Source organism: Comamonas serinivorans, assembly GCF_002158865.1.
GTDB classification, from domain to species: Bacteria; Pseudomonadota; Gammaproteobacteria; order Burkholderiales; family Burkholderiaceae_C; genus Comamonas_E; species Comamonas_E serinivorans.
Window position 1 is genome coordinate 3,382,992 of sequence record NZ_CP021455.1, and the last position, 17,377, is coordinate 3,400,368.

The following is a 17,377-nucleotide window of genomic DNA, read 5'->3' on the forward strand; positions in this document are numbered from 1 at the left end:
CATGAACAAAGCCCTCCGAATCCTGGGTGTGCTGGTGCTGCTGGCCATCCTGGCGACGCTCGCCCTGCGCTACGTGCCCGTCAGGCTCACGCCCCCCAACGAAGCGCTGGCGGCCGACTGGAAAGCCGAGCCCGGCCGCGGCGAATACGTGATGCGCGCCGGCGACTGCATGGCCTGCCACACCGCCGACGGCGGCTCGCCCATGGCCGGCGGCCGCGGCATCGCCAGCCCCATGGGCACCATCTGGTCGTCCAACATCACGCCGGACAAGGACACCGGCATCGGCAACTGGACCCTGGACCAGTTCCGCGCCGCCATGGTCGACGGCGTGAGCGCCAGCGGCGCCCACCTGTACCCGGCCATGCCGTACGAAAACTACCGCTTCATGAGCGAGAGCGACATCCGCGCCCTGTACGGCTACCTGATGACCGAGGTCAAGCCGGTCAAGAACGAGGTGCAGGCCACGCAGCTGAGCTTCCCGTTCAACCTGCGCTTCGGCATCCGCGCCTGGAACTGGCTGGCCCTGTCGGGCGATTCGGCGTTCAAGGCCGCCAGCAGCGATGCGCTGCAAAGCCGCGGCCAGTACCTGGTCGAAGGCGCCGGCCACTGCGCCGCCTGCCACAGCCCGCGCACGGCCTTCATGGCGCAGGACGGCACCCGCGTGGGCGACGCCAACTTCCTGACCGGCGGCGTGCTCGACGGCTGGGACGTGCCTGCACTGCGTGGCGCCAATGCGCCGATCCAGAAATGGTCCACGGCCGAGCTGGCGGCCTACCTGGCCACGGGACGCAATGCCCACGCCATCGCCAACGGCGAAATGGCGCTGGCCATCGAGCACTCGCTGCAGTACCTGAGCGACCACGACCTGAGCGCCATGGCCACCTTCCTCAAAGGCCTGGATGGCCAGGCCGTGCAGGACGTGCCCACGCAGGTCGCCATGCCCGGCCCGCGCGCCACGCCCGCAGCCGATGCCGACCAAGCCGGGCAGGCCACCGCCAAGCTGCTGACCGCGGCCTCGCCCGACATGCCCCTGGGCGCGCGCCTGTACCTCGACAACTGCGCCGCCTGCCACTTCGTCACCGGCAAGGGCGCGGCCGAGATCTTCCCGGAGCTGCAGGGCAACACCATGGCACTGGGCAAAGACCCCGGGCCGCTGGTGTCGGTGATCCTCAACGGCACGGCCGTGCCATCGACGGACCGCCGCCCCATGCGCCTCGTCATGCAAGGCTATGCCGATCGCCTGAACGACGAGGAAGTCGCCGCGCTGGCGAGCTTTGTGCGCTCGGCTTGGGGCAACCAAGCCAGCGCGGTCACCCCGCAGCAGGTGGCCAAGGCCAGGTCGGCCAAGCACGGCGAGTGACTGGCACCATGCAGTATGCAGGCAAAGCCGTTTCAAAACAAACGACAATGTCTGCATACTGCATTCCTGCATCCGCCAGACGGGGCACTCCGATGGGCAGGCCTCGTTCACCCCTCCGCTGCGCCCTGAACCACGGCACAGCCACGCTGCCCTCGGTCTGAGTCCGAGGACTTGCCCCCAGGCGCATGACCCGACGCGGCGTGCCGCGTGCCGCATGCCCCCAAGCCGGGCGATGCGGATGCCCCACGAACAACCGGCCGCCAGGCAAGCCTGGCGGCCGGTTGCTGCATCTGCGGTTCGGGCCGGGCAGCGCAAGGCCAGCCCGGCACCTCACCCTCAGTGCGCCGATGCGCTGGAGGCGCCGAGGCCGGTTTCCGACCGCACCTGTTGCGCCTCGAACGCCTGCTGCTCGCGCTTGGCGCGGGCGCTGGAATCGGTGGCAGAGAACAGCCAGATGCCCAGGAAGCCGATGGTCATGGAGAACAGCGCGGGCGAGGCGTAGGGGAACGGCGCCGAGCCGGCCGCGTTGCCCAGCGTGGTCTCCCACACCGAGGGCGACAGCACGGTGAGCACCACCGACGAGATCAGACCCAGGAAGCCCCCGATGACGGCGCCGCGCGTGGTGCACCCCTTCCAGAGGATGGACAGGAACAGCACCGGGAAGTTGGCCGAGGCCGCCACGGCGAAGGCCAGCGACACCATGAAGGCGATGTTCTGCTTCTCGAACGCGATGCCCAGCAGCACGGCCACCACACCCAGGCAGATCGTGGTGATGCGCGACACGCGCAGCTCGGCATGGGTGTCGGCCTTGCCCTTCTTCAGGATGGTGGCGTAGATGTCGTGCGACACGGCCGAGGCACCCGACAGCGTCAGCCCGGCGACCACGGCCAGGATGGTGGCGAAGGCCACGGCCGAGATGAAGCCGTAAAAGACGTTGCCGCCCACGGCCTTGGCCACCAGCACCGCGGCCATGTTCGAGGCCCCCGCGCCGCCGTTGATCACGCCTTTGACGGTGTCCGAGAACTCGGGGTTGGTCAGCACCAGCGTGATGGCGCCAAAGCCGATGATGAAGATCAGCAGGTAGAAGTAGCCGATCCAGACCGTGGCCCAGCCGACCGACTTGCGGGCTTCCTTGGCATCGGGCACCGTGAAGAAGCGCATCAGGATGTGCGGCAGACCGGCGGTGCCGAACATCAGCGCCATGCCGAAGGAAATGGCCGAGATCGGGTCTTTCACGAAACCGCCCGGGCCCATGATGGCCAGGCCGGCCGCGGCGGCCTCTTCCGGCGACTTGCCGGTGTTGCTGGCGATCTGCGTGCGCACCTCGACCGACTTGGCGAACAGCGCCTCAAATGAGAAGCCGAACTTCTGCATGACCATGAAGGCCATGAAGCTCACGCCGGCCAGCAGCAGCACGGCCTTGATGATCTGCACCCAGGTGGTGGCCGTCATGCCGCCGAACAGCACGTAGATCATCATCAGCACGCCCACGAGCACCACGGCCACCCAGTAGTCCAGGCCAAACAGCAGCTTGATGAGCTGCCCCGCGCCCACCATCTGCGCGATCAGGTAGAACGCCACCACCACCAGCGTGCCCGCGGCCGCGAACGCGCGGATCGGACCTTGCTCGAAGCGGTAGCCGGCCACGTCGGCAAAGGTGAACTTGCCCAGGTTGCGCAGGCGCTCGGCCAGCAGGAAGGTGAGGATGGGCCAGCCCACCAGGAAGCCGATGGAGTAGATCAGGCCGTCATAGCCCGTCATCATCACCGCGGCCGAAATGCCCAGGAAGGACGCGGCCGACATGTAGTCACCGGCAATGGCCAGGCCATTCTGAAAGCCCGTGATGCCGCCGCCGGCGGTGTAGAAATCGGCCGCCGACTTGGTGCGGCCGGCCGCCCACTTGGTGATGTAGAGCGTGGCCGCCACGAAGGCGACGAACATGCCGATGGCGATCCAGTTGGTGGGTTGCTTGGCCACCTGGCCGACATCGCCACCGGCGGCCCAGGCCGTCGGTGCCCATGCCGCCAGCGCCAGCGCCGAGACCAGCCAGGTCGAAGACGTGCGGTTCGTGTTCATCGTTGCGCCTCCTCGAGGATCTCGCGCGTCAGGCGGTCGTACTCGCCGTTGGCCTTGCGGATGTACAGCGCGGTGATGACGATGGTGAACAGGATCAGGCCCAGGCCCATGGGGATGCCCAGCGTGCTCACGCCGTCGCCCAGCGGCTTGGCCAGAAAGGCCTTGTCGAACGCGATCAACGCGATGTAGCCGTAGTAGACGACCAGCATCACGACGGTCAGCGACCAGCCCAGCCGCCCCCGTTTTCGCCGCAGCTCCTGGTACTTGGGATTCGCCTGAATCCGTTGGACGATGACCTCGTCTTGCATGCTTGTCTCCTGTTGTGGCCTGCGATGCGCCCACGGCATCGCGCGGGCAGATCATTGAGGCAATCGAGACACACCATGTGACGGTGAAAAGATTCGTCACATTGGCGCTGCAATGTGATGAACAGGTGGTATTCGCCCTGTGCGTTGGTCATTCAATCGCTGTGCACCGGTACTGCAGGCAGCCTGTGCTCAGGTGCCCGGGCGCGCGGGCGGCTGAATGTTGCCGGCGCCCGCCGGCGCCTGGTCACGTCAGGCCAGCGCGCCCTCGCGCTGCAACAGCAGGCGCTTGCGCGCCACCCCCCAGCGGTAGCCGGACAGGGCGCCGTCGCGCCGCACCACGCGGTGACACGGGATGGCCACGGCCAGGCGGTTGGCCGCGCAGGCCTGGGCCACGGCGCGCACGGCCTGCGGTGAGCCGATGCGCGCCGCGATCTCGGCATAGCTCACCGTGCTGCCCGGCGGCACCTCGCGCAAGGCCTGCCACACGCGCTCCTGAAACGCCGTGCCGCGCACATCCAGCGGCAGGTTCAGGCCCAGCTGCGGCGCCTCCACAAAGCCCACGACCTGGGCCACCAGGCGCTCGTAGTGGGCGTCGCCGCCCACCAGCTGGGCACGCGGGAACTGGTCCTGCAGCTCGCGCAGCAGCAGCTCGGGGTCATCGCCCAGTGCAATCGCGCAAATGCCCTGCGCACTCTGCGCCACCAGGATGGCCCCCAGGGCGCACTGCCCTAGCGCAAAGTGGATCTGCACGCCCGTGCCACCGGCCTGGAAGGCCCGTGCCCCCATGCCCAGGCGCTGGCCCACGGTGTCGTAGAACCGGCTGTTCGACTGGAACCCGGCGTCGTAGATCGCATCGGTGACGCGCGCGTCGTCGAGCAAGGCCTGCCGCAGGCGGCGCGCGCGGTGGGCAGCCGCATAGGCTTTGGGCGTGAGCCCGGTCTCGGCCCGGAACACGCGGTGGAAGTGGTGCGCGCTCAAGCCGGCCTGTGCAGCCAGCTCGGCCAACGACGGCAGTGTGTCGGTCGGCCCCGTCTGCTCGATGAGGCGGCAGGCTTGCGCCACCCACGCGGCGCGATCGGCGGCACGCGCGCTCTGGTCGGCCTGGTGGCGCCGGCTGGCGCGGTAGCCCGCGGCCTCGGCCGCCTGTGCCGAGTCGAAGAAGACCACGTTCTCGCGCCGGGGCCGGCGCGCCAAGGCACTGGGCCGCGCATAGACACGCGTGGTGCGCACGCCATAGACGAAGTGCGCGTCGGCCCCGGCGTCGCGTTCGCAGACGGCCTGCCAGCGCGCGGCCTCGCTGGCGTAAGGCGCACGCTGGTGGGCGTCGGCGGCACGGTCGGTGTCATCGGGTTGTTGCGGGCGCACCGCCAGGGCCGGCGGCGACAAGGGCTGAGGTGAACGTGGGGTCATGGTCAGGACCAGGCAAAGCATGAACGTGGCCACAGCTTAGGCCGGAGCGGGCACCGGCAACATCGGTTTCTTGCGCTTGAATTCGAGGCGGTCGATTCCGGGGCGGATGCTCGTCACCCTCTGGAACTCGGCCGGTGGCACGTGGCCTGCTCGACCTGCCAAGCCGCAGCCGGCTGAACGCGGGCCTGGGCCGCTGCACCGAGCCCCAGGCTGGAGCCAGGCTGCGAGCCGCGCCGAACACGCAGGCGGTGTCACACGAGCGGCAGCGCATGAGCACCCTCACCCGCCGCGCGTGGCGCTCGCCGTGCGAACTGCAGTTCATGGGTGGCCGCTGTTGCAGACCAGGATCTTCCCGGTGGACGGACGCACGTCACAGGACAGAGGGGCGTTCGAATCACAGTGAGATGGGACGACGGCGCCCCCGAATCCGACTCGATGCGTCAGGCGTCAGGCGTCAGGCGTCAGGACAGTATGCAGCCGCGCTCGTTTCAACATGAACGGCAACCTCACCATACTGCCATTCGATCAACGTTGAAGCCCATCACCAGACGCCCAAGCCGCCGACACCCAGGCCCAGCCGCGCAACGCGGCGCAGCCCGCTGCACGGGGCTGGCATCAGGCCGCAGGCGGCTCGGGCCAGCGCGTGGGCACCGGCGAGGCCTGCTCCCAGAAGCGCGCCATGCGCAGCACACCCACGTCGTCGAACCGACGCCCGGCAATCTGCAGGCCGATGGGCAGGCCTTCGGGCGAGTAGCCGCAGTTGATGGACACGGCGGGCTGGCCCGACTGGTTGAACACGCTGGTGAAGTGCGGGTCGCGGCCCGGGTGTGCCTTGTCGCTGCGGATGGCATCGGCGGCAAACGGCAGGCCGGCGGACACCGGCGACAGCACGAAGTCGTAGGGCTGCGTGGCCTTGACCGTGCTTTCGGCCATGGCCTGGCACAGCGTGAAGGCGCGGAAGCTGTCTTCGGGCGTCATGCGGGCCGCGTACTCGGCGGCCTGCTGGTAGTAGCGTGCGGCCTTGGCGGCCCGCTCGGGCGGCATGGCCGCCAGCTCGACGCGCGCGCGCATGCAGAAAAAGCCCGTCATGCCCTGGCGCACCTCGGGCGCCACCCATTCGGCCAAGGGCTCGACGATGGCACCGGCCTGCTCGAACACGCGTGCGGCCGCCAGCACCGCCTGCAGCACGGGCTCGTCCACGGACCAGGCCGCGCCGGGGTCGGTCCACAGCCCGATGCGCAGGCCCTTCACCGACAGGTCCAGGTTCAGCCAGGGCAAGTCGGCGGACGGCAGGCTCAGGTAATCGCGGGCGTCGGGCTGGGCAATTTCGCGCATCAGCAGCGCGGCGTCGCGCACGGTGCGCGTCAGTGGGCCGATGCAGCGGGCGTTGGCCGGCGGGTCCACGGGCACGCGGCCCTGGCTGGGCTTGAGCCCCACCGCTCCGCAGAACGCCGCCGGGATGCGCACCGAGCCGCCGATGTCCGTCCCCAGGTGCAGCGGCCCATAGCCGGCCGCGACGGCCGCGCCCGCGCCCGAGCTGGAGCCCCCGGTGTTGCGCGAGAGGTCCCACGGGTTGCGCGTGAGGGGGTGGAAGCTGGACGCCGCCGCCGGCAGGAAGCCGAAGTCTGGCATGGTGGTTTTGCTGACAATGACGGCGCCTGCCTCGCGCAGGCGGGCCGCGGCGGGCGCGTCGTCGGGAGACGGCGACAGCACCGTGGCCGCGCTGCCCATGGGCGTGGGCACGCCACGGGTGCGGATGTTTTCCTTGAGCGTGACGGGCACGCCATCGAGCCGGCCCTGCGGCGCCTTCGCCCGCCAGCGCGCCTCCGAGGCCCGCGCCTGCGCCAGCGCGGCATCGGCGTCGAGCGCATAGGTGGCCTGCACGTGCGGCTCCCACTGCGCGATGCGGTCGAGCACGGCGCGCGTCACCTCGACGGGCGACAGCGCGCCCTGCGCGTACTGCGTCAACAGATCCTGGGCGCTCAGGGCGTACAAAGGCTGGGTCATGCAAGTCTCCTGTTGGCGTTGAAACGGGGCACTGTGCAGGCGCGGGCCGGTGCGCGCTGCGCCGCAGGTGACGCGCAGGCGTCAGCGCGGCGGAGCAAGGGAGATCGCCGCCCCATGCGCCTGGTCGGTCATGCAGGGCAATGCCGATCACCTGAACGACGAGAAAGTCGCATGAACAAACTCAGCTGTTCACTTAGATCGTCAATTGGCTCTGGAAATCAAATTCAGGTCTATATCAGGCTCCGGATAATGAATTACGCCAAGTTGCCTTGACTCAACCAAAACGCCACCCCCCAAACCAGACCAGTCTTCAAACCCAGGGAGAAATTCTCCATTTTCATAATCAAAAACCACAACTCCAACCGCCTCCCCGCCAAGGCTGACAACATCACCCACTTGTATTTTCTCACCAGATAAGTATTTCATTTTCAAAAATGACTCTCATATTTATGCAGCAATCAATCCTCTCCCGCATTGGCACTTACACTCGTTGCTGAAAATTCATTCGCTTCAGGATTTCAGGCAGCACCGGGTAACAGTCTGAGCAGGCGTTCATCCGTTTCAAACGCGAGGGAACCGAGACAAAAGACCCATGCTGTTCTGTTTGAGCAAGGCGATTGCGGATTCACGGCACGCCCCGCCCTTCGTCATGGGCCATGGCCAGGCCCCGCCACACCGCACCTGGGCGCCCGGCTGACCCGCCTGGCCTCAATCGGCGTAGATGCCGGCCTTCTTGATGATGGGGCCCCACTTGCTGATTTCAGCCTGCAGATGGCTGCGCAGGCCTTCGGGCGTCACCTTGTCGGGCGACGGAATCTCGGCATTCAGCTCACCCAGCTTTTTCTGGACCATGGGGTCGGCCAGCGCCACCTTGAGCGCCTGGTTCAACCGGTCGACCACCGCCTTGGGCGTGCCCTTGGGCGCGTACAGCCCGTGCCAGACCTTGACTTCGAAGCCCTTCATGCCCTGCTCGTCCAGCGTGGGCACACTGGGGATGGCCGGCAGGCGCTTGAGCGTGGTGACGCCGTAGGCCTTGAAGCGCTTGTCCTGGATGTAGGGCACGGTCTGCGTGGTCTGGTCGCACAGCAGATCGACCTGGCCGCCCAGCAAGTCGTTCAGCGCCGGGCCCGTGCCCTTGTACGGCACGGTGGTCAGCTCGGTGCCCAGGGCGCTCATGAACATCAGGCCGCACAGGTGCGACACGGCGCCCAGGCCGGCGTTGGCCAGCGTGATCGCCTTGCCCTGGGCTTTGGCATGGGCCTGCAGCTCGGCCAGCGTGTTGGGCCCGAAGTCTTTGCGGCCCAGCACCGTCATGGGCACATCCAGCACCTGGCCGATGTACTCGAAGTCTTTCAGGGGGTCGAAGCTGAGCTTGCGGTAGAGCGCCGGCGCCGTGGCCATGCCCATGTGGTGCAGCAGCACGGTGTAGCCGTCGGGCTGGGCGCGGGCCACCTTGGCCGAGGCGATGGTGCCGCCGGCGCCCACCGCGTTGTCGACCAGCACGGTCTGGCCCAGTTCGCGGCTCATGGGCACGGCCAGCAGCCGGGCCACCACATCGGTCGGACCACCGGCCGAGAACGGCACCGACACCGTCACCGCCCGCGAGGGGAAGGTGTCGGCCCACGCCGGGTTCAAGGCCATCAGGCCCCACACACCGGCCAGCACCGCGCCTTGAAGTTGGAACGTCTTGCGCTTCATCACGTCTCCTGAAAACGGGGCCGCGCAAGGTTCTCACGAAGCCCGCAGACACAAAAAAGGCCAGGGTCACTGGCCAGTCGGCCGGGTCATTGTGCCCAGCCCAGGAGGGATTGAAACGCGGGACAAACCCGCGTTCAGAGGCGCTGCGCCCCGGCCATCACAGGCCCAGTCCGCGTGCGCGCTGCACGATCTGTTCGGCCAGCTTGGCGACGGGTGCGTCCACCATCTTGCCGTTCAGGTTGAACACGCCGCCCTTGTGCTTGGCGAAGCCGTCCAGCACGGCGTGCGCCCAGGCCAGCTTCTCGGGCGTGGGTGCAAACGCCGTGTGCACGGCAGCGACCTGCGCGGGGTGGATGCACAGCTTGCCGCCAAAGCCGCCGCGCAGCGCGCGCTCTGCCTGGGCCTGCACCACCGCCATGTCCTTGGTTTCGGACGACACGCCGTCGAACGGCGCCGGCAGGCCGGCCAGGCGCGCGGCCAGCACCACGGCCATGCGCGGCGCATACAGCTCGGGGCCGTCAGGGCCGCAGGACAGGCCCAGATCGGCCTGGAAATCCAGGTCGCCGAACAGCAGGCGCAGCACCTGCGGCGACTCGGCCACAGCCTTGGCGTTGTCCAGGCCCGCAGCCGACTCGATGATGGGCCAGATGGCGCCGGCCGGCCCCATGGCCTTGGCCACGCGGTCGATGTCGGCGGGGTCTTCGGCCTTGGGCAGCACCACCGAGGTGATCCCCAGCTTCACGAGGTCGGGCAGCACCGCCACGTCGTCGTCGTGCCAGGGCGTGCCGGGCGCGTTGATGCGCACCATCAGGCGGGCGCGATCGGCGGGCGGCAAGGCCTCGACGGCCTGGACGAAGTGACCGCGCACCAGGACCTTGTCGTCAGGCGCGACCGCGTCTTCCCAGTCGACGATGACGGCGCCCGCGCCCGCGCCCAGGGCCTTGGCAAAGCGCTCGGGCCGGTTGCCCGGCACGAACAGCAGCGAGGCGATGGCCGCCAGCGGGTGACCGGCGGCGCGCTGGATGGGGGTGACCGCGCTCATCACGCACCCCCGCCGATCAGCTTGCCGACGCGGGGCCAGCTGGCGATGTTCCACAGCGCGGCCACGGCGGCGGTCGCTTCGGCTTCGGTGGCGCCCTGGCTGTAGGTCGCCAGACGAATCGCCTTCTGCGTGATCTCGTCGCGGCTCAGCGTGTTGCCGGGGTCGCCCTTGGGCTCGTCGACGCGGCCGTCCAGCGTGCGGCCGTCCGCCGTCTGCACCGTGACCTTGCCGATCCAGCGCGCGGGGTAAGCGCCATCGACTTCGGGGTCCAGCACCATCTCGACCTTGTCGCGCAAGGCCACCGTGGGCGCGGCCTGGAAATGGTCGTCGAACTCGGCCAGGCCGGCGTGCTCGTACTGCGCCACCAGCGCCAGCACGGTGCCCATGCTGAACTTGGACTGGTGCACGGTGCTGGGGTTGACCACCGGGCCCAGCACGTCGATGGCACCCTGGTGCACGCGCGTGGTGACCTTGACGATGTCGTCGATCTTGAGGGCGTTGTCCTTCATCACCTTGAGCAGCGCGTCGGCCGCGGGGTGGGTGTGGCGGCAGCTGGCGTGGTACTTGAACGAGGTTTCCACCGTGGCCCAGCGCGTGCCCAGGCGGTCGTTCAGCTTGCTCACGTCGGAGTCGGTCGACATGCCCTTGGCCATGCCCTGCAGGCCGTCCAGGATGTCGGCCGCGCCGGTGAAGCCGTCTTTGGCCAGGTAGGCCGCCATCAGGCCCGCGCCGCTGGCGTGCGCCGTGTGCAGCTGCTTGCTGTCGGCGGCGGTGCGCAGGAATTCCCACAGGCCGGCGGCCGTGGTGCCGGCCGAGCCCAGGGCGTGGTTCATCTGCTCGGGCGACAGGCCCAGCAGGTTGCCGACCGCCGCGGCCGACGCCAGCGTGCCGGCCGTGCCCGTGGTGTGGAAGATGCGGTAGTGCGAGCGGCCCAGGAATTCGCCCACGCGGATGCCGACCTCGTAGCCGGCCACGCTGGCGGCCAGCAACTGCTTGCCGCTGGCCCCGATGGCCTGCGCCACGGCCACGGCAGGCGAGAACACCACGGTGGCCGGGTGGAACACCGAGCCGTTGTGCACGTCGTCCTGCTCGGCCACGTGCGAGGCGGCGCCGTTGCACATGGCGGCCACGTAGGGGCTGGTGCTGCCGCGGGTGGTCATCACCTCGGACGGACCGTCGGCCGGGCCCTGGCTCAGCGCAAACTTCGTGATGCTGGCCACCGGGCGCGAGCCATGGCCCGCCAGCGCCGAGCCAAACCAGTCGACCAGCAGGTCTTCGATCTTGGCCACCACGTCGGCCGGAATGGCCTCGAATTTCAGTTCGGCGGCAAAGCGCGCCAGGTCTTGGGTTGCGGTCATGGTGTTCAATCCATCAACAAACATCAAAGGCAGTATGGTGGCATTCTCGTTTTTCAATCAACGGGAACAGGGTCATACTGGGTTAACTTTCAATCCGGCAGGCTGTCGCGCTCAGGTGCCCTGAGCCACGTTCAGCAGCAGCGCGCTCAACTCGGCCGGGTGCGTGACCATGGCATCGTGCCCGGCCGCCATCTCGACATAGTGCCAGCGCGACTGCCCCGCGGCCGGCGCGGCCTGCGCGTGTTGCTCGGCCCAGGCCCGGGCCTGGTCGCGCGACACGCTGGTGGGCGCGAAATGCGGCGTGACGGCGATGTAGGTGCAGGGCACGCCATGGCCCACCGGGTGGTTCAGCGTGATCGGCGTGTCGTAGGTCGACAAGGGGTGCGGCGTGCAGCGGGCGCTGACCCAGGCGGCCTGGGCCTCGTCGCTGATGCCGAAGAACTTGACGGCCGGCACGGCCATGGACACGCCGCCCGAGCTGGCCTGCGCGGCATCGCGCACCTTGGCGGCCACGTGCGCGGGCATGGTGCTCAGCACCGATTGGCCGGCCACCGGAATCATCGCGTCCAGGTAGACCACGTGGCGCAGGCGCTCAGGCATGCGGTCGGCCACGCCGGTAATGGCGTTGCCGCCAAAGCTGTGCCCCACCAGCACCACGTCGTGCAGGTCTTCAAAGTGCAGCACGTTGGCCAGGTCGTCGACGAAGGTGTCGATGGCGATGTCGCGGCTCAGCAGGTGCGCGCGCTCGCCCACGCCAGTCTGCGTGGGCGTGAACACCGCATGGCCGGCGGCGCGCAGGCGTGCGGCCACGTCGCGCCAGCACCAGCCCCCGTGGTAGGCGCCGTGCAGCAGCACAAAGGTCGGCTTGGCCGAGGTGGTCATCGCGGGTCTCCTTCTGCGCGGGCGAGCGCAGGCAACGCGAACACAGGGTCTTGCTGGAGGACCAGGTCGCCTGCATTCAAATGCAGCTCGGTGCCGTCCGTCGCGGCCACGGGCGTGTCAAGCGGCTGATCGGCTTCGTCCACCTCGGTCAGCACAACACCGCCGAAGTGCGTGCCCGGCCAAGGCAGCACGTGCACGCGGGCGTCGGGGTGGATCTGGTGCTGTTCGCACAGGCGCAAGCAGGCCACGGCGTGATCCAGCTGGCGCTTCATCGTCAGCTCGCGCTCGGCCGGGTCCGGGTGCACGGCATGCAATGGATCGACCCGCGCGACCTGCTGCGTGTGCAGCAGCGTCAGCACGGCGTCAGAACGCATGCGGTGCTCCATGGTCCGGCGGGTGCGGCGTCAGATGGCCTGGCTGGCCTTCAGCGCCTCGATCTGCGCATCACTGCGGCCCAGCTCGCGCAGGATGGCGGCGCTGTGCTCGCCCACGGCCGGCACGGCGTCCATGCGGTAGTCGAAGGCCTTGTTGCGGCCCGGCGGCAGCAGCGCGGGGATGGTGCCGGCGGGCGAGCCCACCTCGGTCCAGCGGCCGCGCGCCTGCAGCTGCGGGTGCGCCCACAGGCCGGCCATGTCGTTCATGCGGGCGTTGGCAATCTTGGCCTCGTCCAGCCGCGCCTCGACCTGGGCCGTTGTCAGCTTGGCAAAGCGCTCGTCGATGAGGGCCTTGAGCTCGGCGCGGTTGGCGTTGCGCTTGGCGTTGGCGTCGAAGCGCGGGTCGGTGGCCAGCGCCGGGTCCTGCAGCGTCACGTCGCAGAACGCCTTCCATTCGCGCTCGTTCTGCAGGCCCAGCATCACGAAACCGCCGTCGCCGGCCGGGAACGGGCCGTAGGGATAGATGGACGCGTGCGAGGCGCCGGTGCGCGGCGGCGGCGTCTGGCCCTCGAAGGCGTAGTACATGGGGTACTGCATCCACTCACCGAGCGACTCGAGCATGGAGACGTCGATGTGGCTGCCCTCGCCCGTCTTGGCGCGCAGCAGCAGCGCCGACTGGATGCTGGTGAAGGCGTACATGCCAGCGGCGATGTCGGCGATGGAGTTGCCGGCCTTGCTCGGCGTGTCGGGCGTGCCGGTGATGGACAGGAAGCCCGCTTCCGACTGGATCAGCAGGTCATAGGCCTTTTTGTCGCGGTACGGACCGTCTTCGCCATAGCCCGAGATGTCGCAGACGATGAGCTGCGGGTTCTTGGCGTGCAGCGCATCGAACGACAGGCCCATGCGGGCCGCGGCGCCGGGTGCCAGGTTCTGCACCAGCACGTCGGCGCCGGCCAGCAGCTCGTTCAGCACGGCCATGGCGTCGGGGTTCTTCAGGTCCAGCGTCAGGCTTTCCTTGCTGCGGTTGGTCCACACGAAGTGCGAGGCCTCGCCGTTCACGCGCGTGTCGTAGGCGCGGGCGAAGTCGCCCACGCCCGGACGTTCCACCTTGATGACGCGCGCGCCGAGGTCGGCCAGCTGACGCGTACAGAACGGCGCGGCGATCGCGTGTTCCAGGGAAACGACGGTGATGCCGTCAAGGGGACGAGGTTTGGTCATGATGCCAGTATCCGTCTGTCAAACACAAAATATCATCGGCAACCCGTGCATACCCCTTTGGGCCAACAGGCTGACTGCTTGATGGGCCCCAAGGTCACGGCCTGGTCGCCCGCAGGCGGCGGCCGCACAGCGGCCCACCTTGCTGCGCGCCGCCCACGCCTGCCGCGCGCGGATCAGGCCGGGGGCGCGCACGCCGGCTCAGAACGAGCGCGGCAGGCCCAGCACGTGCTCGGCCACGAAGCTCAGGATCAGGTTGGTCGAAATCGGGGCCACCTGGTACAGGCGCGTTTCACGGAACTTGCGCTCCACGTCGTATTCGCAGGCGAAACCGAAGCCGCCGTGGAACTGGATGCAGGCGTTGGCCGCCTCCCAGCTGGCCTTGGCGGCCAGGTACTTGGCCATGTTGGCCTCGGCGCCCATGGGCTGGTGCGCGTCGAACAGCTCACAGGCCTTCCAGCGCATCAGGCTGGCGGCTTCCACCTCGATGTAGCTTTCGGCGATGGGGAACTGCACGCCCTGGTTCTGGCCAATGGGGCGGCCGAACACGATGCGGTCCTTCACGTACTTGCTCACGCGGTCGATGAACCAGTAGCCGTCGCCGATGCACTCGGCGGCGATCAGCGTGCGTTCGGCGTTCAGGCCGTCGAGGATGTACTTGAAGCCCTTGCCTTCTTCACCGATCAGGTTCTCTTCGGGAATCTCGAGGTTCTCGAAGAACAGCTCGTTGGTCTCGTGGTTCACCATGTTGAGGATGGGGCGCACGGTCATGCCCTTCTTCTCGGCTTCGCGCAGGTCCACCATGAAGATCGACAGGCCGTCGCTCTTCTTCTTGACCTCGGCCAGCGGCGTGGTGCGGGCCAGCAGGATCATGAAGTCGCTGTGCTGGATGCGGCTGATCCACACCTTCTGGCCGTTGATGACGTACTTGTCGCCCTTCTTCACGGCCGTGGTCTTGATCTTGGTGGTGTCCGTGCCCGTGGTCGGTTCGGTCACGCCCATGGACTGCAGCCGCCATTCGCCGGTGGCGATCTTGGGCAGGTAGAACTCTTTTTGCGCCTTGGAGCCATGGCGCAGCAGCGTGTTCATGTTGTACATCTGGCCGTGGCAGGCGCCCGAGTTGCCGCCCGCACGGTTGATTTCTTCCATGATGACCGAGGCTTCGGTCAGGCCCAGACCCGAGCCGCCGTACTCCTGCGGAATCAGCGCGGCCATCCAGCCGGCCTTGGTCAGGGCGTCGACGAACTGCTCGGGGTAGGCACGGGCTTCGTCCACCTTGCGGAAGTACTCGTCAGGGAACTCGGCGCACAGGCCGCGCACGGCATCGCGAATGTCTTGGTATTTGTCGGCAACAGCAGCGCACATGGTGAATCCGGAAGTCTTGTATCAAAAGTAAGTGCAAGGCAGTATGCACGGCATTCCGCCGTCAATCAGACGATCAACGCCCGATACTGCCCTGGAATAAGGTCAGCTTGTCAGGCCAGCTCGATGGTGGCCTGCATGGTCAACGCGCCTTCGTGGTCATTGCCCCAGACCTTGACGGCCTTGCCATCGGGTTGACCGTTGACCCAGAAGCGGTTGATGTCCAGCGTCGGGCGAACGGCCTTGAACGCGAAGCGCTTGATGAAGGCATCGGGCGCATGGCGGCGCACCAGGTCGGTCAGCAGCGTGGCAATCAGCGGACCGTGCACGACCAGGCCGGCATAGCCTTCTTCCTGCGTGGTGTAGGGACGGTCGTAGTGGATGCGGTGGCCATTGAAGGTCAAGGCCGAGTAGCGGAACAGCATGACCGGGTCGGGCACGATCTCGCGGCGCCACGGTGCGCCGGTCTCGGCCATGGTGGGCGCGGGCGCCTTGTCACCCGGCTGAGCCGCAGCACGGTAGACGATGTCCTGCTCCTCGGTCACACACACGCCTTGCGCGTTGGACACCACGTGCTTGACCACGACAAACAGCAGATCGCCCGTGCGGCCGGCCTTGTGCGTGACCGATTCGATGGTGGAGGTGCGCGTGATCGCATCGCCTACTTTCAGGCGGTTGCCCTCTTCCCAGCTCAGGCGGCCGCCGGCCCACATGCGGCGCGGCAGCGGCACGGGCGGCATGAAGCCGCCCCGGTTCGGGTGGCCATCGGGCCCGATTTCACGCTGCAGCGCCTGCGGCAGAAAGTACAGCCAGTGGCCCAGTGGCGCGACTTCGGTGCCCGTGGTGGGCGCCGGGTCATCGCGATCCAGCGTGGCCGACAGGCCGGACACGGCCGGAGCCGCAGCGGTGTCGTGCTGGGTTTGAGACTTGCCCACCCATTGCTGCAAATGCGCAAGGGTGTCGGCATCGAGGTTGCGAACGTCGGCGGTGGTGTTCATGGGCGTGCATGGTGACGACTTTTTCACGCTTGCACAATGGCGGAATTTGGAACGCAGGTTTCGAAATTTCCTAAACCTCAGTCGATTTTCATTCGGGTTTGCCCTAGGATCACACGCCATGCAATTCGATCTGACCGACTTGCGCCTGTTCGTGCGCGTGGCCGAAGAAGGCCAGCTGAGCCGCGCCAGCGCCAAACAACACCTGTCGCTCGCCGCGGCCAGCGCGCGCATGCGCGCCCTGGAGGCGCACGCTGGATTGCCCCTGCTGTACCGCGAAGCACGTGGCGTTCGCATGACGCCTGCGGGACAAAGCTTTCTGCACCATGCGCGAGCCGTGCTGCTGCAAGTCGAGCAATTGCGCCGCGACCTGGGTGAGTTTCAAGCGGGCTTGCGCGGCCAGCTGCGCATCTGGGCCAACACCACGGCCACCACCGACATCCTGCCCGAGGTGCTGCCCGAGCTGCTGTCCCAGCACCCGCACATCAACGTGGACCTTCAGGAGAAACCGAACGCAGACATCGCCAAGGGCGTGCTTGAGGGGCGCGCCGACCTCGGCGTGGTGTCGGGCGAGGTGGACCTGCGCGGCCTCACGGCCATCCACTTCAGCACCGATCGCCTGGTGCTGCTGGTGCCGGCACGGCACGCCCTGGCCAGCCATGACGAGGTCGCCTTCGTGCAAACCCTGGGCGAAGACCACGTGGGCATGCACGAGGGCAGCACCCTGCTGGCCCACCTGCAGATGGTGACCGAGCGCCTGGGCCGCAGCCTGCGCCTGCGCATCCAGGTGTCCAGCTTCGACACCCTGTGCCGCATGGTGGCCGCCGGCGTCGGCATCGGCGTCGTGCCCGAATCGGCTGCGCGGCGCAACCTGCCGCTGTACCCCCTCAAACAGGTCGAGCTGAGCGACGACTGGCGCACCCGCGAACGCTGCGTGCTGGTGCGCGAAGGCGAGGCCCTACCGGCCTATGCGCAGGATTTGATTGGCTTGCTGAAGGGGCGACGCCACGACGCGCCTTAGCCCTGCGCCGCCGCCACGCTGGCCGTCAGCAAAGCCGGCAAACCCAAGCCCGCACAGCCCAACGAGGGGATCGGTCGCGCACTTGCGGGCGGCACCTCGGGCACCGTCAGCCGCACCCAGCCGTGCCGTCGATCGGCGCGGACTCATTGCACTCCCCCAAAGCACCATGGGATCTGGATCGGCCGCCTGCGCCCCTGCAGGTCTGCGCTGACGCCGTCCAGGTGATCCATGCTGAAGGCATGAATGCTGCAAAGCAACATCTGCATGGG

The 17,377-nt window shown here is 68.0% G+C and carries 15 protein-coding genes; 2 read left to right on the top strand and 13 right to left on the bottom strand.

Features of this window, described 5'->3' with window-relative positions:
- The first annotated feature begins 1 nt into the window (after window position 1).
- On the top strand, window positions 2–1,360 hold the full coding sequence (locus tag CCO03_RS14380; protein ID WP_087282148.1) for a cytochrome c: 1,359 nt from the start codon (window positions 2–4) through the stop codon (window positions 1,358–1,360).
- A gap of 336 nt (window positions 1,361–1,696) precedes the next feature.
- On the opposite strand, the gene CCO03_RS14385 is transcribed toward CCO03_RS14380, so the two are convergent.
- From CCO03_RS14385 to CCO03_RS14440, 13 genes are all read right to left on the bottom strand, one after another.
- On the bottom strand, window positions 1,697–3,436 hold the full coding sequence (locus CCO03_RS14385; protein ID WP_087282150.1) for a cation acetate symporter: 1,740 nt from the start codon (window positions 3,434–3,436) through the stop codon (window positions 1,697–1,699).
- A complete protein-coding gene (locus CCO03_RS14390; protein WP_087282151.1) occupies window positions 3,433–3,744 on the bottom strand; it encodes a DUF485 domain-containing protein in 312 nt (103 codons plus the stop codon). Before CCO03_RS14390 ends, CCO03_RS14385 begins: the two co-directional genes overlap by 4 nt.
- A 249-nt stretch (window positions 3,745–3,993) precedes the next feature.
- Entirely contained in the window at window positions 3,994–5,154 is a 1,161-nt protein-coding gene (gene ada / locus CCO03_RS14395; RefSeq protein WP_087284730.1) for a bifunctional DNA-binding transcriptional regulator/O6-methylguanine-DNA methyltransferase Ada, read from the bottom strand.
- Between the two features lie 615 nt (window positions 5,155–5,769).
- Window positions 5,770–7,161: an amidase gene (locus tag CCO03_RS14400; RefSeq protein WP_087282153.1), complete on the bottom strand. Its 1,392-nt coding sequence runs from the start codon at window positions 7,159–7,161 to the stop codon at window positions 5,770–5,772.
- Between the two features lie 201 nt (window positions 7,162–7,362).
- Window positions 7,363–7,593, bottom strand: coding sequence for a hypothetical protein (locus CCO03_RS19865; RefSeq protein WP_157667695.1), 231 nt, complete (start codon window positions 7,591–7,593; stop codon window positions 7,363–7,365).
- Window positions 7,594–7,869: 276 nt separating this feature from the next.
- Window positions 7,870–8,859 carry a tripartite tricarboxylate transporter substrate binding protein BugD gene (locus CCO03_RS14405; RefSeq protein WP_087282155.1) on the bottom strand — a complete coding sequence of 330 codons (990 nt, stop codon included), beginning with the start codon at window positions 8,857–8,859 and terminating at the stop codon, window positions 7,870–7,872.
- Between the two features lie 157 nt (window positions 8,860–9,016).
- Window positions 9,017–9,901, bottom strand: coding sequence for an HpcH/HpaI aldolase/citrate lyase family protein (locus CCO03_RS14410; RefSeq protein ID WP_087282157.1), 885 nt, complete (start codon window positions 9,899–9,901; stop codon window positions 9,017–9,019).
- Window positions 9,901–11,259, bottom strand: coding sequence for an MmgE/PrpD family protein (locus CCO03_RS14415; RefSeq protein WP_087284732.1), 1,359 nt, complete (start codon window positions 11,257–11,259; stop codon window positions 9,901–9,903). Before CCO03_RS14415 ends, CCO03_RS14410 begins: the two co-directional genes overlap by 1 nt.
- A gap of 111 nt (window positions 11,260–11,370) precedes the next feature.
- Window positions 11,371–12,141 carry an alpha/beta fold hydrolase gene (locus CCO03_RS14420; protein WP_087282159.1) on the bottom strand — a complete coding sequence of 257 codons (771 nt, stop codon included), beginning with the start codon at window positions 12,139–12,141 and terminating at the stop codon, window positions 11,371–11,373.
- Window positions 12,138–12,515 carry a hypothetical protein gene (locus tag CCO03_RS14425; RefSeq protein ID WP_157667696.1) on the bottom strand — a complete coding sequence of 126 codons (378 nt, stop codon included), beginning with the start codon at window positions 12,513–12,515 and terminating at the stop codon, window positions 12,138–12,140. The genes CCO03_RS14420 and CCO03_RS14425 overlap by 4 nt, the downstream gene beginning before the upstream one ends.
- A 30-nt stretch (window positions 12,516–12,545) precedes the next feature.
- On the bottom strand, window positions 12,546–13,733 hold the full coding sequence (locus tag CCO03_RS14430; RefSeq protein ID WP_087282163.1) for a CaiB/BaiF CoA transferase family protein: 1,188 nt from the start codon (window positions 13,731–13,733) through the stop codon (window positions 12,546–12,548).
- A gap of 198 nt (window positions 13,734–13,931) precedes the next feature.
- Window positions 13,932–15,095, bottom strand: a complete 1,164-nt coding sequence (locus CCO03_RS14435; RefSeq protein ID WP_087282165.1) for an acyl-CoA dehydrogenase family protein — start codon at window positions 15,093–15,095, stop codon at window positions 13,932–13,934.
- A gap of 110 nt (window positions 15,096–15,205) precedes the next feature.
- Window positions 15,206–16,090 carry an HTD2 family dehydratase gene (locus CCO03_RS14440; RefSeq protein WP_087282167.1) on the bottom strand — a complete coding sequence of 295 codons (885 nt, stop codon included), beginning with the start codon at window positions 16,088–16,090 and terminating at the stop codon, window positions 15,206–15,208.
- A 118-nt stretch (window positions 16,091–16,208) separates the two neighbouring features.
- Here CCO03_RS14440 and CCO03_RS14445 point away from each other — a divergent pair, with 118 nt between their 5' ends.
- The gene (locus CCO03_RS14445; protein ID WP_087282169.1) at window positions 16,209–17,108 is read left to right on the top strand and encodes a LysR family transcriptional regulator; all 900 of its coding nucleotides are present in this window, start codon (window positions 16,209–16,211) and stop codon (window positions 17,106–17,108) included.
- Window positions 17,109–17,377 lie beyond the last annotated feature (269 nt).